At 70.4% G+C, this 20,365-nt stretch carries 24 protein-coding genes and 1 pseudogene; 12 read left to right on the forward strand and 13 right to left on the reverse strand.

Annotation, left to right across the window (positions count from 1 at the left end):
* Positions 1–213: 213 nt before the first annotated feature.
* Together ACTRO_RS02805 and ACTRO_RS02810 are read left to right on the forward strand one after the other, a co-directional pair.
* Positions 214–627 carry a hypothetical protein gene (locus ACTRO_RS02805; protein WP_034260929.1) on the forward strand — a complete coding sequence of 138 codons (414 nt, stop codon included), beginning with the start codon at positions 214–216 and terminating at the stop codon, positions 625–627.
* Positions 624–1,316 carry a hypothetical protein gene (locus tag ACTRO_RS02810; protein WP_034260930.1) on the forward strand — a complete coding sequence of 231 codons (693 nt, stop codon included), beginning with the start codon at positions 624–626 and terminating at the stop codon, positions 1,314–1,316. The genes ACTRO_RS02805 and ACTRO_RS02810 overlap by 4 nt, the downstream gene beginning before the upstream one ends.
* On the opposite strand, the gene ACTRO_RS46715 is transcribed toward ACTRO_RS02810, so the two are convergent.
* From ACTRO_RS46715 to ACTRO_RS02855, 11 genes and pseudogenes are all read right to left on the reverse strand, one after another.
* Positions 1,313–1,483, reverse strand: a complete 171-nt coding sequence (locus ACTRO_RS46715) for a hypothetical protein (protein ID WP_157435674.1) — start codon at positions 1,481–1,483, stop codon at positions 1,313–1,315. The two genes, ACTRO_RS02810 and ACTRO_RS46715, sit on opposite strands and share 4 nt — an antisense overlap.
* 188 nt (positions 1,484–1,671) lie before the next feature.
* On the reverse strand, positions 1,672–1,884 hold the full coding sequence (locus tag ACTRO_RS02815) for a ferredoxin (RefSeq protein ID WP_034260932.1): 213 nt from the start codon (positions 1,882–1,884) through the stop codon (positions 1,672–1,674).
* Positions 1,881–3,152 (reverse strand): NADH-ubiquinone oxidoreductase-F iron-sulfur binding region domain-containing protein, encoded by a 1,272-nt coding sequence (locus tag ACTRO_RS02820; RefSeq protein ID WP_245594652.1) that lies wholly within the window; start codon positions 3,150–3,152, stop codon positions 1,881–1,883. The genes ACTRO_RS02815 and ACTRO_RS02820 overlap by 4 nt, the downstream gene beginning before the upstream one ends.
* Complete coding sequence (locus tag ACTRO_RS49410; RefSeq protein WP_157435675.1) at positions 3,044–3,913, reverse strand: ferric reductase-like transmembrane domain-containing protein; 870 nt, start codon at positions 3,911–3,913, stop codon at positions 3,044–3,046. Before ACTRO_RS49410 ends, ACTRO_RS02820 begins: the two co-directional genes overlap by 109 nt.
* The gene (locus ACTRO_RS02830) at positions 3,910–4,293 is read right to left on the reverse strand and encodes a hypothetical protein (protein WP_051450211.1); all 384 of its coding nucleotides are present in this window, start codon (positions 4,291–4,293) and stop codon (positions 3,910–3,912) included. The genes ACTRO_RS49410 and ACTRO_RS02830 overlap by 4 nt, the downstream gene beginning before the upstream one ends.
* 330 nt (positions 4,294–4,623) lie before the next feature.
* Positions 4,624–6,126: a Na+/H+ antiporter gene (locus tag ACTRO_RS02835; RefSeq protein WP_034260933.1), complete on the reverse strand. Its 1,503-nt coding sequence runs from the start codon at positions 6,124–6,126 to the stop codon at positions 4,624–4,626.
* Positions 6,127–6,223: 97 nt separating this feature from the next.
* A complete protein-coding gene (locus ACTRO_RS50200; RefSeq protein WP_051450212.1) occupies positions 6,224–6,544 on the reverse strand; it encodes an acetyl-CoA hydrolase/transferase C-terminal domain-containing protein in 321 nt (106 codons plus the stop codon).
* A gap of 133 nt (positions 6,545–6,677) precedes the next feature.
* A pseudogene (locus ACTRO_RS50675) lies at positions 6,678–6,854 on the reverse strand (hypothetical protein); the annotation flags it as partial.
* Positions 6,855–7,091 carry a ferredoxin gene (locus ACTRO_RS02845; RefSeq protein ID WP_034260935.1) on the reverse strand — a complete coding sequence of 79 codons (237 nt, stop codon included), beginning with the start codon at positions 7,089–7,091 and terminating at the stop codon, positions 6,855–6,857. It abuts the pseudogene before it with no gap.
* Complete coding sequence (locus ACTRO_RS02850) at positions 7,088–8,425, reverse strand: NADH-ubiquinone oxidoreductase-F iron-sulfur binding region domain-containing protein (protein ID WP_034260937.1); 1,338 nt, start codon at positions 8,423–8,425, stop codon at positions 7,088–7,090. Before ACTRO_RS02850 ends, ACTRO_RS02845 begins: the two co-directional genes overlap by 4 nt.
* The gene (locus tag ACTRO_RS02855; RefSeq protein ID WP_051450213.1) at positions 8,422–9,108 is read right to left on the reverse strand and encodes a ferric reductase-like transmembrane domain-containing protein; all 687 of its coding nucleotides are present in this window, start codon (positions 9,106–9,108) and stop codon (positions 8,422–8,424) included. The genes ACTRO_RS02850 and ACTRO_RS02855 overlap by 4 nt, the downstream gene beginning before the upstream one ends.
* A gap of 114 nt (positions 9,109–9,222) precedes the next feature.
* On the opposite strand from ACTRO_RS02855, the gene ACTRO_RS46720 reads away from it, so the two are divergent.
* From ACTRO_RS46720 to ACTRO_RS02895, 9 genes are all read left to right on the forward strand, one after another.
* Entirely contained in the window at positions 9,223–9,378 is a 156-nt protein-coding gene (locus tag ACTRO_RS46720) for a hypothetical protein (RefSeq protein WP_157435676.1), read from the forward strand.
* Positions 9,379–9,781: 403 nt separating this feature from the next.
* Positions 9,782–10,492: a response regulator transcription factor gene (locus ACTRO_RS02860; protein ID WP_245594282.1), complete on the forward strand. Its 711-nt coding sequence runs from the start codon at positions 9,782–9,784 to the stop codon at positions 10,490–10,492.
* 4 nt (positions 10,493–10,496) lie between these two features.
* Positions 10,497–11,840: a sensor histidine kinase gene (locus ACTRO_RS02865; protein WP_034272787.1), complete on the forward strand. Its 1,344-nt coding sequence runs from the start codon at positions 10,497–10,499 to the stop codon at positions 11,838–11,840.
* Between the two features lie 144 nt (positions 11,841–11,984).
* The gene (locus ACTRO_RS02870; RefSeq protein WP_034260941.1) at positions 11,985–12,875 is read left to right on the forward strand and encodes a hypothetical protein; all 891 of its coding nucleotides are present in this window, start codon (positions 11,985–11,987) and stop codon (positions 12,873–12,875) included.
* Between the two features lie 15 nt (positions 12,876–12,890).
* The gene (locus ACTRO_RS02875) at positions 12,891–13,190 is read left to right on the forward strand and encodes a hypothetical protein (protein ID WP_051450214.1); all 300 of its coding nucleotides are present in this window, start codon (positions 12,891–12,893) and stop codon (positions 13,188–13,190) included.
* A complete protein-coding gene (locus tag ACTRO_RS02880) occupies positions 13,187–14,140 on the forward strand; it encodes an FAD:protein FMN transferase (RefSeq protein ID WP_034260943.1) in 954 nt (317 codons plus the stop codon). The genes ACTRO_RS02875 and ACTRO_RS02880 overlap by 4 nt, the downstream gene beginning before the upstream one ends.
* Positions 14,137–14,763: a ferric reductase-like transmembrane domain-containing protein gene (locus ACTRO_RS02885; RefSeq protein ID WP_051450216.1), complete on the forward strand. Its 627-nt coding sequence runs from the start codon at positions 14,137–14,139 to the stop codon at positions 14,761–14,763. Before ACTRO_RS02880 ends, ACTRO_RS02885 begins: the two co-directional genes overlap by 4 nt.
* The gene (locus ACTRO_RS02890; RefSeq protein ID WP_157435677.1) at positions 14,753–15,202 is read left to right on the forward strand and encodes a hypothetical protein; all 450 of its coding nucleotides are present in this window, start codon (positions 14,753–14,755) and stop codon (positions 15,200–15,202) included. Before ACTRO_RS02885 ends, ACTRO_RS02890 begins: the two co-directional genes overlap by 11 nt.
* Positions 15,199–16,797 carry an NADH-ubiquinone oxidoreductase-F iron-sulfur binding region domain-containing protein gene (locus tag ACTRO_RS02895; protein ID WP_051450217.1) on the forward strand — a complete coding sequence of 533 codons (1,599 nt, stop codon included), beginning with the start codon at positions 15,199–15,201 and terminating at the stop codon, positions 16,795–16,797. The genes ACTRO_RS02890 and ACTRO_RS02895 overlap by 4 nt, the downstream gene beginning before the upstream one ends.
* Here ACTRO_RS02895 and ACTRO_RS46725 read toward each other — a convergent pair.
* Positions 16,741–17,295, reverse strand: coding sequence for a hypothetical protein (locus ACTRO_RS46725; RefSeq protein WP_169739766.1), 555 nt, complete (start codon positions 17,293–17,295; stop codon positions 16,741–16,743). The genes ACTRO_RS02895 and ACTRO_RS46725 overlap by 57 nt on opposite strands.
* Before the next feature lie 1,135 nt (positions 17,296–18,430).
* On the opposite strand from ACTRO_RS46725, the gene ACTRO_RS02905 reads away from it, so the two are divergent.
* Positions 18,431–19,510 (forward strand): FUSC family protein, encoded by a 1,080-nt coding sequence (locus ACTRO_RS02905; protein WP_034272795.1) that lies wholly within the window; start codon positions 18,431–18,433, stop codon positions 19,508–19,510.
* 94 nt (positions 19,511–19,604) lie between these two features.
* Here the strand turns inward: ACTRO_RS02905 and ACTRO_RS02910 are convergent, their stop codons facing one another.
* On the reverse strand, positions 19,605–20,243 hold the full coding sequence (locus ACTRO_RS02910; RefSeq protein WP_034260949.1) for a TetR/AcrR family transcriptional regulator: 639 nt from the start codon (positions 20,241–20,243) through the stop codon (positions 19,605–19,607).
* Positions 20,244–20,365 lie beyond the last annotated feature (122 nt).

The following is a 20,365-nucleotide window of genomic DNA, read 5'->3' on the forward strand; positions in this document are numbered from 1 at the left end:
TGCCGTGCCACGAACGGTGCTCATCTATTCAACAGGTAAAACGGTTGCCATTCGATCGTGTCTTCCGGTGAGCGCGCAGGACGGGAACCAGAGGCATGTCTTATCTCTTGATTGGTGTCAAACTGTTACGATGTATTCGCAGTTGACAGTTTTTGTCACACACAACCCAACCATGCGCATCAGTACGCCGAAGGTCTTCGGAAAGTCAGGCAGATGACCCAGGCGCAGACCGCCCCGACGATCTCAACTCCCCTCACCCCCTACACCGGCGTCTACGCGACCGAGGCCGACCACGGGTGGGGAGCCTTCTTCTCCCCGCTGATCATCAACGGCGACGGCACCATCAACGTCGCCGGCGCCCTGACCACGCCCACCTACGTCCCGGAGAACCCTTCGTGGACCTTCGGACCCATCTCCGTCACCGGGGTCCTGCAAGGTGAACGCCAAACAGCCACGGTCTACGGGGGTTTCGGCTTCGGGCAGGGCACCAATCCGCCGGCGCAGGAGGGTATCTCACCGTCGCGGGCGACGGAACCGTCTCCGCCACCGGCAGTCAGTCCGAGGCCGCTTCCCTCACCGCCACGGTCACCGGCGACCAGATCACCTTCGCCGCGGGCCCCGGTATGAACATCCACACGAACGGCGACGCGGTCCTCCAAGCCGGCTCGAGCGCCGCCACCCCGTTCAACATCAGAGCTTCCTGCGTCGGTCACATGTGTTTCTCCGACGCCGCGGGCCGGTACTGGACGTTGCAATCCGGCGGCGCGGTCGAACTGGTCGCGGACTCCAGCCTCACCTTCGCCACGCAGGTGACCCCGCCGGAATTCGAGGCGGTCTGCCGGGATCTCGGCATCGACGTGACCTCTCTGCCGGCCTACGAGGCGCTGAGCCCGTGCCAGCAGGCCGAGGTCGACTTCACGTTGGACTTCTGTTCGGGATTGTTCGCAGCCCTGGGTCTGTCCCCGTACATCGTCCCGACGGCCTCGATCGGAGTGGCGCTGTGGCAGTATCTGCAGACGAACCCGGCCGTGTACAACGCCTTCATCAACCTGGCGAAAGACATCGGCAACAACCCCGGCAACGTGGTCACGGACGCAGGCAAGATCCTCTCGCTCCTCAACGAGAACCAGATGGCCATCGCCTGCCTCAAGATGATGCTCAACGCCGCAGGCTGGTTCGTCGCCGCCGCGGTCGTCGCCAAGCTCGTCGAGCTCCTACTCCTGACCGATGCCGCTGTGGCACAGTCGGTGGCGACATTCGTGGTCTGGTGCGCACAGCTGGTCGACGACGGCGTAGACGTCGTTACGGCATGTTAGACGGCAGTCGGATCGGACGGGCGCAGATAGCCGGCCAGCGTCGGTCCGAGCAGTACTCCCGCGACCAGCTCCCCGACGACCACCGGGATACGGCGGCGCTCTGGGAGCGCGAGCAAGGGCCCGAGCAGAGCGGCCAATCCCACTACCGCGAGCATCGCGAAACTCATAGGCAGATTCTTCTCCACGTCGAGGTCCGGCCGGGCAGGCGGCGCCGCGGCGTGGCATCGGAACGGGAACCTCGATACTGCTGACCGGGTCTGAGCCGGCGGACCTGGTGTCGCCGATCCGCCCGTGATCCTCGGCCTCTACCGCTGGAGTTCCTCCCGACGCGTCCGGACGGAATCCGGATCGATGCTCAGCGGGCGGACTCCAGGCGCATGGCGAGGGCGGGGCAGGCCGCGACGGCTCGCTGCGCGTGGCGGGCGTCGCCGCCGGTTATCGGGCCGGGCGCTTGGATCGGGTAGCCCCACTCGTCGAGCTCCACCTTCTCGGGGAACAGTTCGGCGCACAGGCCGTGGCCGGTGCAGGCGATCCGGTCGATCACGAGCCGGTGTTCGTTGCGCTTCATCGCCAATCACCTTCCTTGATCGTCTCGACTGGGGTGGGCAGCAGGGGCCGGGCGTTGCGCGCCGCGTGGCACGGCCCGCCCTCCAGGTGTTCTTGCGCGTGCGGGGCGAACGCGCGTAGCGCCGATGCCGCGAGATGTGCCGCGCCGTCAGGATGCTTGCAGGCGCCGCGTCCCGCAAGCAGTTCGACGCGGCGTTCGAGCCGCTCCGAGACATCGGGATCTCGCTGTCCGAACGCCAGCTGTGCGAAGTCGCCCGCGGTGGCCGGCAGGCCGAACATGCACGGCCCGCACTGGCCGGCGCTCTGCGACCCGAGGTATTCGAGGATACGGGCGGTTTCGGCGATTCCGCAGGCGTGGGCGGGCAGGACCGCCAGGACTCCGGCGCCGCCGTTCGCGCCGTGCTCGGCGAGCCCGGCGGCGCTGTATTCGAGTGCTGCGGCGTCTGCCGCCGGCAGCCACGTGCCGAAGTAGCCGCCGACGAGTACGGCCTGGGCGTCGTGGACGGGGTGGGCGAGCGCGAGGATGTCGCCCACGCTCATGCCGCTGTCGACTTCGTGCACCCCGGGCTCCGCCACCGCGCCGGTGAGCGTGACCAGCGTGGTCCCGGGCGATTCGGCCGTGCCGCGCTTGCGGAACCACTCGGGTCCGTACCGGGCGATCAGAGCGAGGTGCGCGAGGGTTTCGACATTGTCGACCAGGGTGGGGCGACCGCCCACGCCGCGACCGGCGGTGCGCGGGGGAGTCGTGGTGGGCTTGGCCTCGCCGCCGCCGAGCCAGTTGGTCAGCGCGGAGGCCTCGCTTGAGACGTAGTGGTGCGGCGGGGTGTGGACCTGGATCTCGATCGGGTCGATGCCGTGCTCGCGCCGCTCGGCGACAAGCTCGCGCAGGCGTTCGTCCAGGCCGGTGTCCGAGGGTGCGATGCACAGGTGCGCCTGACGTGCTCCGACAGCGTCGGCCGCGAGGACGATGCCGTCGAGCACTAGGTGCGGGGCGAGGCGCAGCAGGGTCTTGTCCTTGGCGGAGGCCGGTTCGCTCTCCATGCCGTTGGCCACCACGACGCGATCGGTGCGCTTCGTGTCAGCGACGGCCCGCAGCTTCTTCGCAGTGGGGAAGCCCGCGCCACCGCGTCCGGTCAGGCCGGCCCAGGCGGTTGCCGCGATCAGCGGGTGTTCGCCGGTGTGAGCGGTGAACGCCGGTATTCGGCCGTACTGCGCAAGGTGTTCACGCAGGTCAGTAGCAGTTCCCGTGGCCGACGGGACGGCCAGCAGGCGCTCGCCGTGGCCGCCTTCGAGCGCGTGCGTGGAGGCGGCCGGGTGGGTCGGGCGTATGTCCGTGACCATCGGTCTTCTCCTATCAGTACGGTGCTCTGTGCGTGTTGCGCGCGGTGTGACCAGTTCGGGGCGAGTGGGCCTGCGGCTAGGAATCCGTAGAAGCCGGCCGCCGTACCGACGCTCGCGGCCGCGAGTGCCGCGCGTGCGGCGAGGTGTCCCGGTCCGATGGTGTAGATGCGCCACCCCACCGCGCCGAGCACGACGGCCAGGCACACGCTGTAGAGCGTGATCTGCAGCCCGAGCCGCGTGTCGCTTCCGGTGCCGGCCGCGTGGAAGAGGGCGATCGGCCAGGCCGCGTACGAGCACAGGTGCACGGCCTTCCAGCGGCGCTGCCCGATCCGCAGGCGGACTGCGCTGGTCAGATAGACGGCGAGCAGCAGGTCGAACGCGATCGTTCCCAGGCCCACCCAGGTCGTGCGGTAGGGCGAGAGGAACGGGACGACGACCGCGCTCCAGCCGATGGGCACGAAGGTGTCCGCCAGCGCCGTGCCGATGTGCACGCCGAGGACGGCCAGCGAGAGGAGTGAGAGGTTGCGGTGCAGCGCGGCGACCTCGAACCGGCCCATCTTGGCCGGAGCGTAGCGGACCGCGCCGGCCACGCCGAGTACGACGGTGAGGGTAACCAGCCCCAGCGTGATCGTGCCGGTGGCGCGCGTGGTGAACCACAGAGGGTCGCTGAACAGCGTGTTCGTGCTCACGACCCTCCTGAGGTCGCCTGGGAGGTCGTGTTGTTCGAGGTGCTCTGCGGCGCCTGCGTCGGGGCCTGAAGCTTCGGAGCGGACGACGTCGCGGGCGCCTTGGCCTGCGTCGTCTGCTTGGCCTGCGGCGCCTGGGTCGTGGCGGTGGAGGTCCGGGGGCTCGTCGTGGCCGTGTGGCTCGGAGCCGTCTGCGCGTGCTTCGCCGTGCTCGGCGCGGCGTGGGCCGCGCCCGGCATCGCGTGGGCGTAGCCGGCGGCGAGGACGGCGATGCCAGCTGCCGACGACGCCGCGAGGACGCCGGTGGCGTAGCGAACCCGGCGCAGGCCGCGGTTGCGTGCGTCGGCGCGGGCCGTGATCGCGGGACCGTTCCTGGGCGGCACGTCGGCATCCTTTCGGGAGTCGGGGTCGCGGTAACGTCACAAGAATCGCAAACTGGGCGCTAATCGGGCAAATTTGACATTCGATATTCGAGGTATCTGTTCAGATCTCGTTAAGATGCGCGGTCGCGGCGTGCCCACTCGCGGAGAATCGGTTTGAACGATCGCACGGCTGGCCCTCTGACCTGCGAGTAGATCAGTGTCAAGGCGGTCTGATCCCTCCTCGGACGGCCTGTCGAATATCGCTCGAATGGACGGGATCGTCCGCAGCACGGCGATTCAGGCCGATTCTCCGAAAGTATTCGCGGCAGGATTGTCCGCTCCTATGACGGATCAGCGGATCCCGGCTTCGGTGCGGTCGAGTTGGTGCTGGATACGGCGGCGGACGGCGTCGTTCACGCGGCCCTCGGTGTAGAGGCGGCGCAGTTCGGCGCGCTGGAGGTCGACGAGACGGCGTTCGAGGTGGGCGGACGTGCCGACGAGGCGCGCGGTGTGGCGTCGGCGGAGCCGGTCGAGGGTCTCGGGCGGGACGTCCTGGGTCGTGGCCGGATCGTCGAGGTAGTCGAGGACGGCCTCGTTGAGCCACGTGTGTATCTCCGCTTCCTTGGCGGCGACGTGTTCCGGGTCGAGGGCGAGGCCGGAGGTGCGCACGACGGGCGCGAGAGTCAGGCCCTGGGTGACCAGGGTGAGGGTCACGACCGCCGCGGTCAGTACCAGCACGAGCGGGCGCCCGGGCAGGGCGTAACCGGCGGCCGTGGTCAGCGGGATGGCGAGCGCCGCCGCCAGCGGCATGACGCCGCGGGTCCCGGCCCAGGTCATCACCCGGGCCACCGGCCCGGCGGGGTAGCCGCGGGTGGGGGCGGCGTGTGGCACGGTCGCGCGCATCCAGGCGAGGCGCGCGGCCACGAGGGCCGCAGACAGGGCGAGGGCTTGGAGCGGCCAGTCGTGGCTTCCCGGCCCGAGATCGCGCACGAACAGCGGGAGTTGCAGGCCGACGAGCGCGAAGACGACGGACTCGAGCAGGAACGCCAGCGCGTCGTAGACGGCGTGCACCTGAAGGCGGATCCGCGCGTCGGTGATCTTGTGTCCCGCGCTGCCCACCACCACTCCCGCGACGACGACCGCGGTGACGCCCGAGACGCCGGCCCGCTGAGCGAGCAGATAGGCGGCGTACGGGGTGACGAGCGCGATGACGGTATGGAGCCCGGGGTCGGCGGTCTGCCTGCGCACCGCGATGACCGAGCCGGCGAGCGCGGCGCCGATGCCCGCTCCGCCGCCGGCGAGTAAGACGAAGCGCCAGCCGGCGCCGATCGGGCTCGTGCTGCCGGACCCGGCCGCGATCCCGACCGCGACTTGGAAGAGCACGAGCGAGGTGGCGTCGTTGAACAGGCTCTCGGTCTGGACGAGCGCCTGGATGCGCGGTGGCAGCGGTAGCCTGCGCCCCAGCGCGGTGACCGCCACCGGGTCGGTGGAGGCGAGCACCGCGCCCAGGACGAACGCCATGGGTAGGCTGAGCGAGGTGATCCACCACGCGAGTCCGGCGATCGTCAGGGCCGTGGCCAGCACCAGGCCGAGGGCGAGGGCCGCGACCGGGCGCCACATCGCGCGCAGTTCGCGTGCCGAGATGTCCTGGGCGGAGGCGTAGAGCAGCGGTGGGAGCACGAACAGGCTGATCAGCTCCGGACTGCTGCGCACGGCGGGGACTCCGGGGACCAGGGCCACGGCGATCCCGGCGAGTACGAGCACGGAGGGTGCCGGTACGCGCAGGCGGTCGGCGAACGTCGCCACCACCGTGCTCGCCACGACCAAAGCGACGACGATGACGGCCTCGCGCATCCTGGCGCACCCCTTCGCGGAACTCCAGGGCCCTCGCGCGGTCTCGCGGCGAGGCGTCCCCGGGCCGACCAGACTTCCCGGCACACCGGGACGCAGTCTACCCGGCGTGCGTCAACGTCCTGGCCGTCCAGTCGCAGTCGGAGGCGCCCTCCTCGCCGAGTCCGAGTTGAGCGGCTTGCGCGCGCAGGCGTTCGCGTGCTTCTGGCCGGGCGGCCTGCTCGATCAGGTGCGTGGCCTGGTCCTGCTGGCAGCGGCCGAAAAGGTCGGCCCGGCCGACTTCGGTGACCACGGCGGTGTGCTGGAAGGAGGTGACCGGCTCGGTGAGGTGGCCCACGATCGTGGAGGTGTCGGTCTTGGCGTGCCAGGCGGGCATTGCGATGATCGCCTGGCCGCCGGGGGAGTGCAGCGCGCCGACCACGAAGTCGCTCTGCCCGCCGAAGCCCGAGTGGATCCGGCCGCGGACCTACGAGGCGTTCGCCTGTGCGTGCAGGGTCAACCTGGAGTGCGGAGTTGATCGAGGTCATCGCCGCCCGCCTGCAGATGTGTGCCGGGTCGTTGACGGTCTCGGTGCGCAGCAGCCGAAGCCGCGGGTTGCCGTCGACCCAGGTGTAGAGCTCTTCGGAGCCGAACAGGAAGGACGCGGTCAGCCGCTCGTTGCCTTCCGGGCCGCCGGCATCGCGGCTCCGCGGGGCGCGGCGGTGTGACGGCCCGGTCTGGGGCAGGGTCATTTAAACGTCCTGGTTCTGTTCGCGGGTGCGTGAAGTCTCGAGGCGCAGGGCGAGGGCCGGGCAGGCGGCGACGGCACGGCGGGCGTGGCGCAGCTGCGCGGCGGGGATGGCACCCGGGGACTGGATCGGGTAGCCCCACTCGTCCAGAGTCAGGTGCTCGGGGAGGAGTTCCGCGCACAGGCCGTGGCCGGTGCACGCGATCCGGTCGATGACGATGCGGTGGTGGGCGCGGCTCATCGCCACGCTCCGTCCTGGATCGCCGCGGCCGGGATCGGCAGCAGTGGGGGAGTGTGGAGCGCGGCGGGGCACGGGCCTGATTCCAGGTGCCGTCGGACGTCGGGCGCGAAGGCGCGCAGGGCCGAGGCGGCGAGGCGGGCTCCTCCGTCAGGGTGCTTGCATGCGCCGCGGCCGGGGAGCTGCCGGATGTGGCGCTCGAGCCGCTCCCAGCCGTCGCGGTCGCAGTGGCCGAAGGCGAGCTGGGCGAAGTCGTCGGCGGTGGCGGGCAGTCCGGAGCGGCACGGTCCGCACTGCCTGGCGCTCTGGCCGGCCAGGTAGGCCAGGACACGCGCGGTCTCCGCCAGTCCGCATGCCTGCGCGGGCAGGACGGCGAGGACGCCGGCGCCCGGGTTCGCCCCGGCCGCGGCCAGCCCTCGCCCGCTGAATGCGAGGTCGGCGATGTGCTGGAGGGGGAGCCAGGTGCCGAAGTACCCGCCGACGAGGACCGCCCGGGCGTTCGCGGCCGGCCGGGCGAGGCCGAGGACGTCGCGCAGAGACCAGCCGAATTCGGCCTCGTAGACGCCGGGGTCGGCGACGGCCCCGGCGAGTGTCACCAGCGTCGTGCCCGGCGACTCGGACGTTCCCCGTGAGCGGAACCAGCCGGGGCCGTAGCGGGCTATGAGTGCGAGGTGCGCGAGGGTTTCGACGTTGTCGACGAGCGTGGGCCGGCCTGCCACACCGCGTTCGGCGGTGCGCGGGGGAGTGGTGGTCGGCTTCGCTTCGCCGCCGCCGAGCCAGTTCACCAGCGCGGAGGATTCGCTCGAGACATAGTGGTGCGGCGGGGTGTGCACCTGCACCTCGATCGGGTCGAGACCCGCTCGGCGGCGTTCTGAGATCAGGCCACGTAGGCGCTGGTCGAGCCCGGAGCGGGAAGGTGCGACGCACAGGTGTGCCTCGTCGGCTCCGATCGCCTCGGCGGCGAGCGCGATGCCGTCGAGCACGAGGTGGGGTGCGAGGCGTAGCAGGGCCTTGTCCTTCGACGCGGCCGGCTCGCTCTCCATGCCGTTGGCGACCAGTATGCGGCCGGGGCGCTTGGCCCGGGCGACGGCGCGCAGTTTCGTCGCCGTCGGAAAGCCCGCACCGCCGCGCCCGGTCAGGCCGGCGTGCGCGACTGCGTCCATCATCGGATGTTCGTGACCGCCGGGCCGGCCCAGCGGCGCCGGGCCATACCAGGCGAGATGTTCGTTCAGGTCCGCCGGCCGGCCGGTCGTCAGCCACGCGGCCAGCAGACGTTCGCCGTAGCGGCCTTCCGGGGCTCCTGTGATGCGCGGCGGCGGGTAGACGCCCGTCGTCATCGCGTGGCTCCGATACGCGGTGCGGTGCTCGGCGTCTGAGCACGGTGCGACCAGCCCGGGGCGAGCGGGCCGGAGACGACGAACGCGTAGAACGCGCCCACGACGGCGATGCTCAGCACTACCGCGCCCACGCGGGTCGTGACCTGGCCGGGACCGGCCTTGTGCAGCCGCCACCATAGCGCGGCGATCACGGCGGCGACGCAGAGCGCGTAGAGTGCCAGCTGCGGGCCGAGCCTCGTGTCGGCGCCGGTGCCCGCGCCGTGGAAGACCGCGAGGGGCCAGGCCGCGTAGGCGAGTACGTGCACTGCCTTCCATCGGCGCAGGCCGATGCGCAGCCGCAGCGCGCTGGTGATCGCCACGGCCAGCAGCAGGTCGAACGCGAGTGTGCCCAGGCCGACCCACACCGTTCGGTACGGCGAGACGAACGGCACGAGCGCGGAGATCCAGCCGATGGGCACGTAGGTGTCCGCCAGCGCCGTTCCGATGTGTACGACGAGCAGCACGAGGGAGAGCAGCGAAAGGTTGCGGTGCAACGCCGCGACCTCGAAGCGGCGTACCGGGTTCGGTGCGTAGCGCACCGCTCCGGCTACCCCGAGCACGGTGGTGGCGGTCAGCAGGATCAGCGCCAGCGTGCCTGCGGCACGGGTGGCGAACCAGAGAGGATTATTCAGCAGAATGCTCATGATCCTCCCGAAGTCGCGTGCGTCTGCGCAGTACTCGGAGCCGTCGTCGGCGTTTGGGCAGGGGCCTTCAGGGCTGGAGCGGATGAGGTCGCGGGAGCGGGCGTCGAAGACTTCGTGGAGGCGGACTTCTTCGGTTTCGGTGTCGGCTGGGTGCTCGCCGATCGGTGGTTCGAGGGCGACGACGCGGGGCTTGACGCTGAGCTCGATGACGGGCTCGATGACGGCGAGGGCGGTGCCGCCGCGGTCTTGCCCGGCATCGCTTCGGCGTAGGCGCCGCCCAGCACGACCACGCCGGCGGCGGAGGCGACGGTGATCCAGCCGGTGGTGGTGCGAACGCGGCGCAAGCCTCGGTCGCGTGCGTCGGCGCGGTCTGCTGTCTCGGGCGTGCTCCTGGGCGACAAGGTCGTCCTCCTCGCAAGGTGGGTGCGGTCCTCGGTCCTTCTGCTCGCCCCCAGCCTTGCCAATGGCTTGTTCGGAACCTGCAAGGCGAATGTTCAGAACCTGTTAGGTTTTCCGGCCCGAGCGGGCTCGAGGCACCCCTGAACCGGTCTGGATCGGCCCCGTCGTGGGGCTCTGAGCTGCGGGTACGCGGATCCAGGGGCCGATCGGCGCACAGGATTCGCCTGCGGGCGCGCGTCCATCGGACCAGGTCGTTCGGGGTTACCTTGGCAGCGTGAGTGTCAAGAATCCTTCCGCTGGGCTGCCCGTGCGCGTGCTGGTGGTGGAGGACGACGAGGGGATCGCCTGGCCGTTGCGCCGCGGCCTGTCCCGTTCGGGCTATGAGGTCGAGCTGGTCGCCACGGCTGCCGCCGCGCTGGCCGCGGCCCCGGCCGACCTTGTGCTGCTGGATCTCGGTCTGCCGGACATGGACGGGATCGAGGTGTGCCGTCGGCTGCGTGCGAGCGGTGACGCGGCCGTGATCGTGGTGACCGCGCGCGGTGAGGAGGGCGACCGGGTCGCCGCGCTGGATGAGGGTGCCGACGACTATATGGTCAAGCCGTTCGGGCTGGCGGAGCTGCAGGCGCGGATCCGGGCGGTGCTGCGGCGGGTGCGTCCGGCCGGACCGACCGCGTACGTCGCCGGCCCGGTCTCCCTGGATCCGCGCGCAAGGAAGGTGTCCGTGAATGGGCAGGAGCTGGCTTTGACGCCCAAAGAGTTCGACATCCTCGAGTGCCTGATCGCCGATGCCGGCCGCGCCGTCTCGCGCCACGAGCTGCTCACCCGGGTCTGGGACGAGCACTGGTACGGCCCCGGTCGCGTGCTCGACGTGCACGTCGCGGCGTTGCGCCGCAAGCTCGGCGTAGAGGGGCTGATCGAGACCGTCTACGGCCACGGGTTCCGGCTCCGCCCGGACGTGCCGGGCGCGACGGGCAGCGGGGACTGACCGCGTGTCGCGCCGCATCGCGCTGGTCACACTGGGTCTGATCACGGCCCTGCTCGTGCTCGCCGTGGTACCGCTCGGGCTCTCACTCACCGCGAACGAGCGCGCCTCGTTCCGCTTCGGCGTCGAGTCCGCCGCCCGCCAGCTCTCGGCGCAGGCCGAGGAGTACCTCGCCGACCACGACCCGCCCACGGCCATGAACCAGGCGCTGGCCGGCGCCCCGGCCGACGGCGACTGCGGTGTCGTGCTGCGCGCTTCCGGGCAAGTGGCGGGCGCGAGCGCGTGCCCGCCCGGCCTGGTCGCGCGTGCGACCACGCTGGCCGCCGAGGTGCGGCCGGACGGCGGACAGGTCGCGTTCACCCAGGAGGGTGACTGGCTGCTCGCAGCGGTGCCGGTGGGTGACGACGGAAACCACGCGGGAACCGCGGTGCTCGCGCGCAGCGCCGACCCCGTCGACGACCGGATCGCCGTGGTGTGGGCGTGGCTGGCCGGCACGGGCCTGGCGGTGCTCGTTCTCGGCGCGCTGCTGGCACGATGGCTCGCCCGGTGGGTGTCGCGGCCGCTGACCGTGCTGAGCGGGACCGCCTCCCGTTTCGGCGACGGGGACCTCGACGCACGCGCGCCGACCCTCGAGGGGCCGGGCGAGGTACGGGAGTTGTCCACGGTGTTCAATCGGATGGCGGAGCGCACGGAGTCGTTGATCGGCAGTCATCGTGAGTGGGTCGCGGACGTCTCGCACCAGCTGCGTACCCCGCTGACCGCGCTGCGGCTGAGGGTGGATCTGCTCGCCGACGAGGCCGAGGAGGAGACCGCCGTCGAGATGGCCGGGCTGCAGGTGGAGATGGCCCGGCTGGCGAGCCTGGTGGACGGGCTGCTCGCGGTGGCCCGGGCCGAGGGGGACGTCCCGCGGCCCGAGCCGGTGCGCGCTGACCGGGTCGCGGCCGAGCGGGTCGCCGCGTGGGAGCCGGTCGCGGCCGACCGCGGTGTCTCGCTCGAGGCCGCGACCGCGGCACCGGCCGTCGCGCACATCGGCCCCGGAGACCTGGACCAGATACTCGACAATCTGATCGCGAACGCCCTCGACTCCGTGCCCGAGGGCAGCCACGTCCGGATCTCGGTGAACAGCGCGCGTTCCGGGGTCGTGGTGCGCGTGGTGGACGACGGGCCCGGCATGCCCGAGGAGGTGCGGGTGCACGCGTTCCGCCGCTTCGGGCGCTCCGGCACCGGCGGCAGCGGCCTCGGGCTGGCCATCGTGCACCGCCTGGCCTCGGTCAACGGCGGCGAAGTGGCGCTCGAGCAGACCCCGGGTGGCGGATTGACCGTACGCCTCGACCTGCCGGCCGCCCGCTGATCCGAGCGCAGGACCGATCGGCCGTCCGGCTGAACCTCGAATCTTTGTATCTCCTGAACGACTTCACAACAGGTCGCCGACAGGCTTGGGCCCACCCTGGAATCAGGGACCCGCGTCGAAGCGGGACCGGTTCAGGAGGCGGGTATGCCGCTCGGATCACTCACTGCCAGGCGTGCGGGCACCGACAGCGTCTCCGCGCGCGTGGCCGAATGGGCCCGGGACCATCACCTGAGCTGGGCGGTGACCTGGCTGGAGAACGAGAGCTACACGCCGCCGCCCACCGGGGGAGGCTTGAGCGCGGACCAGCGCAGGCAGCTGCTCGGTGCGGGCGCGCCGTCGAGCCCGCGTCCGAGCGCGTCGTCCTCGGCATCCGCGGACCTGCCGGTGAACATTCCGGCCCAGGCGGCGGACCCGCTTCCGGGCGAGGGCGTGTGGCATCCGGTGACCTACGGTCCGACGCGCACCCCGGTCATCGAGGAGGCCGCGCTGCGTCCGGACGCGCGGCACACCTCAGAGCTCGCCTACGCCGTATGGCTGAATCAGCATGCGCTCGCCTTCACCCTTCAGCCCGGGTATCAGCAGCCTGGCGGCAGCTGGCCGGTGTCCGACTCCGTCGCGGGGTCCGCGCTCAAGGGCCCTGTCGCCACCTGGAACGGCGGGTTCAAGCTGCACCCGGACGATGCGCTCGGCGGCGCGATACGGGTCTCGGCGGGCGCCGGATCCAGCGCTCAGTGGGGTTACACGATCAACAACGACTACTACATCGCTCGTTCCGGCGTCGGCGTCACCGCCACCGGCGACATCGTGTACGTCAGCGGATCTGCCTTGTCCGTTGCCACGCTCGCCCGCTTGCTCAAAGCGGCCGGGGCCGTCGACGCGATGGAGCTGGACATAAATCCCGACTGGATCAGCTTCATGACCTACACCGGGAACCCCTCCGCACCCCACCCGGTCAAACTCTGGAACTTCGTCCAACCCGCCGGCCGCTACCTGCAGCCGGCCAGCCGCGACTTCGTCTCCGTACACCTGCGCTGAAGAACAGGAGCGAGCATGGATGCCCGTCTGCGCAAGAAGATCGCCGATCGTGACGCGGCGCTGAGCAGGACCGGCCGCGTCACGCGCAGGATCGCCGCGCTCTCCGCGGCCGGAAGCCTCGTGCTCGTGGCCGGCTTCGGCCACCTCATCCCCACCGACTTCTCGCACTCGTCGCAAAGCGGCGGCGGCGGGACGAGCGGAGGCGGGTCCGGCACCGGAAACGGCAACAGCAACGGCAACAGCAACAGCACCCATGGGACGCCCAGTCCCGGCCACGGATCAGGGCCTTCCCACGCCACCTCGGGGGGATCGTGAACACCACACCGGCACGGCCCGGTCGCGCGAGTTTCCCGCTGTGGGGCGGTCTCGCGCTGATCCTGACCACCGACGCGGAGCTGGTCGCGATCGCCGGCCGGCTCACTCGGGCGGAGACGGACGCGATGGACCTGGCCGCCAGCAGGTTCCGCGACGACAGCGAGCTGGCGAGGGTCAACGCCGCCGCGGGCGCGCCCGTGACCGTCAGCCCGCTGTTTGCCGAGGTCGTCACCGCCGCGCTGCGCGCCGCGTCCGCCACTGACGGAGACGTCGACCCGACGCTGGGCGCCGGGCTCGAAGCCGCCGGCTACGACCGCGACATCGAACTTCTGCGGCACGAGGGCGTGCGCTTCACCGTGCACGAACGCGTTCCCGCACCCGGATGGCAGAGCGTCGGCTGGAACCCGGCGACCAGGACCCTGCGGACCGAGCCCGGCACCCGGCTGGACTTCGGCGCCGTCGCCAAGGCCCTCGCCGCCGACCGGGCCGCCGAAGCTGCGGCCCGGGAACTCGGCTGCGGCGTGCTGGTCAGCCTCGGCGGCGACATCGCCTCCGCCGGGCCCGCTCCCGCCGGCGGATGGCAGATCAAGATCGCCGACGACCACCGCGCCGAGGACGAGGCTCCCGGTCCCGTCGTGGGCCTGCGCTCCGGCGGCCTGGCCACCTCCAGCACCACCACACGCCGTTGGCAGACCACGGACGGCCCCGCGCACCACATCCTCGACCCGCGCACCGGCGCTCCAGCCGACAGCCCATGGCGGACCGTCAGCGTCACCGCCGCCACCTGCGTCGACGCGAATACCGCCAGCACTGCGGCACTCGTGCGCGGCGCGAGCGCGACATCGTGGCTCAAGCTCCAGGGCCTGCCTGCCCGCCTGGTGCGGCAGGACGGGCAGGTGATCACCCTGGGCGGCTGGCCGCCCGACCCGGTCGCGGACGATCCATCATGACCGCACAGGCCTCCCTCGTCGTGACGAGCACGACACCGCTGTGGTGCGCCGCGCGAGCCACCGGCGTGATCAGCCTCGTGCTGCTCAGCACGAGCGTCGTGCTCGGTATCCTGCTGCAGACCAGGGCCGCGACCGAGCGCTGGCCACGCCTGGTGGTCTCCGGCGACCACCGCAACGTCTCGCTGCTGGTGTGCGTGTTCCTCGCCCTGCACATCGTCACGGCCGAAGCCGACACCTTCGCGCCGGTCGGCTGGTGGGCGACGGTGATCCCCTTCGTCTCCGCCTACCGTCCCGTCTGGCTCGGGTTCGGCACCGTCGCCGTGGACCTGCTCGTGGCGCTGATCGTCAGCAGTCTGCTGCGCACCCGTATCAACCATCGCACGTGGCGGCTGATCCACTGGGCCGCCTACCTGTGCTGGCCCGCCGCCGTCGTCCACGGGCTAGGCACCGGAACCGACGCGAGCTCCCCAGCGATCGCGTTCGTCACGCTCGCCTGCGCGGGCGCGGTCCTCGCGGCCGCGTGCGGGAGGCTCGTCTCCGGTTGGCGTTCGCACACAGCGATCCGCGCCACGGCCGGTGTCGCGGGCCTCGCCTCTGTCGCCGCCCGGCGGCATGGGCTCTGACCGGTCCGTTCGCATCCGGCTGGTCCGCCAAGGCCGACACGCCCGCGCGGGCTGCTGTTTCGCAGACCTCGAACGCGTCGGTCGCCGGGTTCCGGCTGCCCTCTCCGCCGCCGTCACCGGGGCGGTGCAGTCGAGCTCGCCGGGCGACGGCTCACGGACCGTCACCCTTGCGGGCACGGCCGGACCCGACGTCTTTCGCATCGCCATCACCGGGCCGCCGACCGCGGGCGGAGGTGTGCAGACGACCACGAGCCGGGTCGGCTTCGGCACGAGCGCGGTGCCAGACCTCTATACCGGAACCGTCATCGGGCTCGACGGTAGGACGATCCGCGCGCGCGTGTCCGGGCCGGACGGCACGGCCACCCTGACTCTGACCGCGACGATCTCCGGAACGCGGCTGACCGGGACGTTCCAAGCCGTCCCAGGAGGCGGACGATGACCGACCTCGTGGACGCGTCGGCTAGGCTGCTGCGGCAGGACGCGCCGGGACTCGCCGGGCACCTCGCCCTGCACGGTACGCTGCCCGGCCTCACCGGGCCGCAGGTGATCGCGGCTGTCGAGCAGGCGGGCTTGACCGGTCGCGGCGGAGCCGCCCTCCCCACCGGCCGCAAGCTCGGGACCGTCGCCAGCGCCGCCGGACGCCGCGGGAGCGTCGTGGTGGCCAACGGATGCGAAGGCGAGCCCGCCAGCCACAAGGACAAAGCCCTGATGCTCGCCGCACCGCACCTGGTCCTCGACGGCCTCGAACTCGCCGCCCGCGCGGTCGGGGCGGCAGGAGCACACTTGTGCATCCACCAGGACGCCCACGACATCCGCGCCGCGCTCACGACGGCGCTGGCCGAACGCCCCGGCGACGCCGTGCCCGTCCTTCTCGCGGCGGTGCCCCACTGCTACGTGGCGAGCGAGGCGACCGCACTCGTCCGCGCTCTCAACGGCGGCCCATCGCTGCCCACGTACACTCCGCCGCATCCCTTCGAACGCGGCGTGGCCGCCCGGCCCACCCTCGTCGACAACGTCGAGACCCTCGCCCACCTGGCCCTGATCTGCCGGTACGGCCCCGGCTGGTTCCGCTCTGCAGGCAGCGCGGACGCGCCGGGAACAGCCTTGGTCACGGTCACCGGCGCGGTGCGGACCCCGGGCGTCTACGAGATCCCGCTCGGCCTGACCGGATCAGATCTCCTCCTACGCGCCGGCGGCGCGGCCGAACCGGTGCAGGCTCTGCTGTGCGGCGGATACGGCGGCGCCTGGCTCGGCATCACAGAGTTCGAATCGGCCCGGCTCAGCGCCCCTGGCCTCGCCTCCGTCCGATCGACCTTCGGCGCCGGAGTCTTCGTCGCCCTGCCCCAGCGGGCCTGCGCGCTGGCGGAGACCGCCCGCAACTACCTCGCCGCGCAGAGCGCAGGCCAGTGCGGGCCGTGCCGCAGCGGCCTGCCGGCTCTGGCACAGGCATTGCACGTGCTGCTCGACGGCGGAGACGCTCGTACCGTCGGGAACCTCGAGACGCTTCTGCCGTACGCCGACCGGCGCGGGGCCTGCGCGCATCCCACCGGCGCGGCGCGCATGATCGGCAGCGCGCTGCAGGTCTTCGCCGGCGAGGTACGTGCCCACGCCGACCGCGGAACGTGCCCCCGCCGCCACACGCCCGAGTACCGAACCTCGCCGAGGGCGGAGGTACGAATCATGACTAAGCGCGATCGCCGTGCGGCCGAAGTCTCCGACCTCGCCCCGGCGCACGCGTTGACCGACCTCAGTATCCGTACGATTGCCCGCTGGCTGCTCCGGGACGACGCGAGCGCTATTCCCCTGGGCCCGTCAGACCCTGCCATCCTGGCTGCGACACCCGAAGGCCTCTGGCTTCCCGACAATGCTCAGGCGACGGACGACAGCGAAGCGGTGGACGCGCTTGTATCCGAAACCGGTGGATTTCGGTTGGAGATTGCCGAAGAACTGCTGCCAGGCCGCTGGGCATCGATATCGTCACTGTGCGTCCTGCCACAGGCTCACATGCAGCACGCTGGCATACGGCTGCGATGATTCGATCGACATGACTGTGACGCCCGGGATCCTGCCGGTTGTCTCAATTAGGCAAAATACAGCACCAACGGTGTTGTCGACATTTTGGACGAATCCCGTGTCCGTGCTGCAGGACTGGTACGTTGCGGGAGTGCCAGATGGCAGGACGACCATTTTGTTTCCGTTGGCCGGCTTGAAATCCGTGCCGGGACCGACCAAGCCGCTGGTGTCGAGGTACAGGTCGCCGAGGCCACTGCCTTGGACGAACTGTGCCTGGGTCGGCTGGGTGGTCCCGAGGGGGACGGTCGCATAGGGCGGTATCTGGAACGTGTAGGTGCCTAGCAGCGTTCCGTTCGCTTTTGTTGCGGACGATGATGCGGTGCTCGGTGCGTCAGCTGGTGTCACTGTGACCTGTGTCGTGGGAGTAGTTGCCACTCTCGGCGCGGTGGCGCGACCAATGAAGAACAACCCTGTCCCGGTCAGTGCGGTGATAAGTGTCGCAATAGAGGTGATCCACACAGGCCCAAGCTCGAAAAGCCGGCCCCACCTTGAGCGTCGAGTCTGCCTGTCCCCGGTCATATGCACCACCCCTTCGCAACATACGGCTTCGGTTCGGCCCGCGCCTCGAACTGATGATGACAGTGTCCGCAGCTACCCCATCTGATGAGCGGCCAACTCGTGATACAGACGTGACAATACAGACTGCAGCCCCTGCTGTGGATCTTTGAATTCCACCTCGGTTAGTCTTGCCGCTGTGAGAGTGTCGATAAGACTCTCTTACCCGGAGGAGTTCGAACTGAGTTCGAACTTCGCGGCCAAGCCGCTGGCTTATCAAGAACCTAATTCTCGTCACGGCGCCTTCGACCCTCTGAGTTCCAGGTCAGGGCAAGTCCTGCAGCGGCGGCTGCCTCGTTACGCAGGAATCCGTCGGCCAACGCCTGCAGAGCCGGAAGGCAAACGGCGCGGGACCCTTCGAGAAGTGCGACAGGGCCAACAACTGAACAGATCCGGCCTGCTGATCATGCCCGATGTGAAGGCGGCGCTCGAAAGATGAGCCGTGGGCGCACGGCTCGGCGTTCGCGCCGAGCCCGAAATCGGCGTTGGACCCCTCGGCCTGAGCGGCCTGGAAGCGAGGGTCGGCGGCGTGCGGCACGCCTTCTCCGGTATGGAAGGCTTCGAGGCTTGGTGTCCAACCTCCGCGAGCAAGCTCGCGTCCCGTACGATCCGCCGAGATTGTCGCGTCCTGCGGCGCAGGTGAGCGAGGCCGCATGCCCGATGGGCCAGGACGTCGCACTCACGGCCGCGTACACCGGGCCGACGCTCACCGACAATCTCTCGGGCGTACTCGAGTCCCGATCAGGCGGCGGCTGCAGCCGGGGAACGCTCCCGTGTGCCTCGGCGCCGAACGGCTGAATCTCGCGCTGCCGAAGGTGATCTGCGCTGGTTGACGGGGTAGGTCTCGTGTCCGGACGTGGACGGCATCGCCGACGGAGTATGCAGGCCCTCGGGTCCGCTGCCGCGATACCGCTCGATTCGGAGCCTGCGAATCGGGCGGCGGCAGGCAAGCGAGCGAGCGAGGCGGCTTATGGGCGGGTCCACCGGATCGGTCGGCGCGGATCGGCCGCGTCATGGCGTCACGGCCCTTCTCTCGGACGTGTTCAGGCTCAGCCCGGCGGGGCTCAACTGGCCGCGGGCGGTGTTCTTCCTCGACGTCGGGCTGATTCCGCTCATCGTGATGTGGGCGGTCGGGCACGAGCAGTATCTCCTGAGCGCGCTGTTCGGACTGCTGTTCACGGCGCTGGTCGACCCGGGTGGCAGCTACCGGCACCGCGCCGTGCACATCGGCGGTTTCGCCCTGCTCGGCGCCGGGCTGACCGCATGGGCGTTCGGCATGGGCGCGGAGGCCTGGGGATGGTTCGTGCTCGCCGCCTTCGCCGTCACATTGGCGGCCGGTCTGGCGGTGGTGTTCGGGGTGCACCGGTTCGTCGCGGCGCTGCTTCTCAACGTGTGGTTCATCGTCGCGCTCGCGCTCTCCTCGGAGCTGCATCACACGAGAATCCCCGACTACGTCTGGGCCCAGACGCTCGCCTGGGTCGGCGGGGCGGCGCTGTGGCTGGTCATGGCACTCCTGTGGTGGCTCGTGCGCGGGCGCCCGGAGCTGCCGGCTCCCATCGCGGAGTTGCCCGGCGACACCGAGCGCCGTGCACTGACTAAGCCGGTGGTCTTGTTCGCCGCGATCCGTGCCCTCGCCATCGCCGGGTCGACCGCACTCGCCTTCGGGCTGGGCCTGTCGCACGGGTATTGGATGCCGATCGCCACCTTGATCGCGATGAAGCCGAGCCTGGGGCAGGCGACGACGTTCGCGGTGCAGCGCATCGCCGGCGCGCTGATCGGCGCCGCCGCGGCCATGCTGCTGCTGCTCATTCCTGCCAGCGAGAACGGGCTCAGACTCTTCGTGATCGACCGTGGGCTCGAAGTGGTCGCGCTCGTCTTGTTCGTGCACGCGGCCGCGACGCGCTTTTGGAACTACGCGATCTATTGCGCATTCATCGCCGCAGGTGTGCTCACCCTGCTGGATCTCACCCAGCCTTCGAACTACGGTGCCGAGGGCGACCGGGTGCTCTGGACACTGAGCGGCGTCGGCATCGGCGTGCTCGTCTTGCTCCTCGCCGAACTCCTCGGCAAGCGCACCACACGGCACGCCTCCACCTCGAGTAGCCGCCACACCGCGTGATCGCGTCGGCTCCCCGAGTCGGACTCGCCCTCGCTACGAGGTCAGCCGACTTCAGCCCTGCCGTTTAGGGCAACGGCTGCGCGGCTGTGTGGATTCAGTCGACGGAATCGAGAGCGGGTCCGAGACGCGGCCCGAGGCCCGCCATCGTGATCGCAGAACTGATGACGTTCTCCACGTCGTGCTGCGACTGCTGGGCCTCATGGTGCACTTCGTACTGGATGACCAGTCCGTCGATCGCCGCGACGAGGAAGCGCACGAGCGCGGGCAACTCGACGCTCGGGGGTTCGGTCTCGTGTTCGAGGGCTGAGCGCAGGACCTCTTCGGTGCAGGCGGCGTAGCGGGTGTACTGCCAGGCGGCGAGCCACTCGAAGCCGGGGGTGCGGCGGCAGTAGATCATCAGTTCATACTGCATCAGCTGCAGCCCGTCGTCGCCCACCACGAAGGACCAGAAGGCGTGCACCGCGTCGGCGATCGCCGCGGCTAGGCCTCGTTCGGGCGTCACCGCGTCGCGCAGGATCTGCTCGACCTGCTCGGTCACCGCACCGATGACCGCGGTCAGCAGTTCGTTCTTGTCGCGGAACGCGTAGTGCATCGCGGCCTGCGGCGCTCCCGCCTGCTCCGCGATGCGGCGCGTGGTCGCGCGGTCCAGGCCCTCGCGGGACATGACCTCGATGGCGGCCCTCACGAACTGCTCGCGGCGCTCATCGACCTTGATCCGAGGCAGGCTCGCCACCTTCTTCCCAGGTCGGCGGCCGTTTTCCGCGGCCACCTCTTGACAGCTCCGTCAAAGCATACTTCACTTGCGCAACCGACTGAGTCAACTGACCAAGTCGATTGAACAAGTCTGGAAGGGGG

The organism is Actinospica robiniae DSM 44927 (genome assembly GCF_000504285.1).
In the GTDB taxonomy this organism is placed as follows: domain Bacteria; phylum Actinomycetota; class Actinomycetes; order Streptomycetales; family Catenulisporaceae; genus Actinospica; species Actinospica robiniae.

Coding starts and splice junctions, on each gene's coding strand:
- ACTRO_RS02895 (WP_051450217.1), top strand. CDS start 15,199: ATGACCGACCTCGTGGACGCGTCGGCTAGGCTGCTGCGGCAGGACGCG.
- ACTRO_RS02815 (WP_034260932.1), bottom strand. CDS start 1,884: ATGAAGCGCAACGAACACCGGCTCGTGATCGACCGGATCGCCTGCACC.
- ACTRO_RS02850 (WP_034260937.1), bottom strand. CDS start 8,425: ATGACGACGGGCGTCTACCCGCCGCCGCGCATCACAGGAGCCCCGGAA.
- ACTRO_RS02890 (WP_157435677.1), top strand. CDS start 14,753: ATGGGCTCTGACCGGTCCGTTCGCATCCGGCTGGTCCGCCAAGGCCGA.
- ACTRO_RS02870 (WP_034260941.1), top strand. CDS start 11,985: ATGCCGCTCGGATCACTCACTGCCAGGCGTGCGGGCACCGACAGCGTC.
- ACTRO_RS02855 (WP_051450213.1), bottom strand. CDS start 9,108: ATGAGCATTCTGCTGAATAATCCTCTCTGGTTCGCCACCCGTGCCGCA.
- ACTRO_RS02845 (WP_034260935.1), bottom strand. CDS start 7,091: ATGAGCCGCGCCCACCACCGCATCGTCATCGACCGGATCGCGTGCACC.
- ACTRO_RS02875 (WP_051450214.1), top strand. CDS start 12,891: ATGGATGCCCGTCTGCGCAAGAAGATCGCCGATCGTGACGCGGCGCTG.
- ACTRO_RS46715 (WP_157435674.1), bottom strand. CDS start 1,483: ATGAGTTTCGCGATGCTCGCGGTAGTGGGATTGGCCGCTCTGCTCGGG.
- ACTRO_RS02885 (WP_051450216.1), top strand. CDS start 14,137: ATGACCGCACAGGCCTCCCTCGTCGTGACGAGCACGACACCGCTGTGG.
- ACTRO_RS02835 (WP_034260933.1), bottom strand. CDS start 6,126: ATGCGCGAGGCCGTCATCGTCGTCGCTTTGGTCGTGGCGAGCACGGTG.
- ACTRO_RS02810 (WP_034260930.1), top strand. CDS start 624: ATGAACATCCACACGAACGGCGACGCGGTCCTCCAAGCCGGCTCGAGC.
- ACTRO_RS02805 (WP_034260929.1), top strand. CDS start 214: ATGACCCAGGCGCAGACCGCCCCGACGATCTCAACTCCCCTCACCCCC.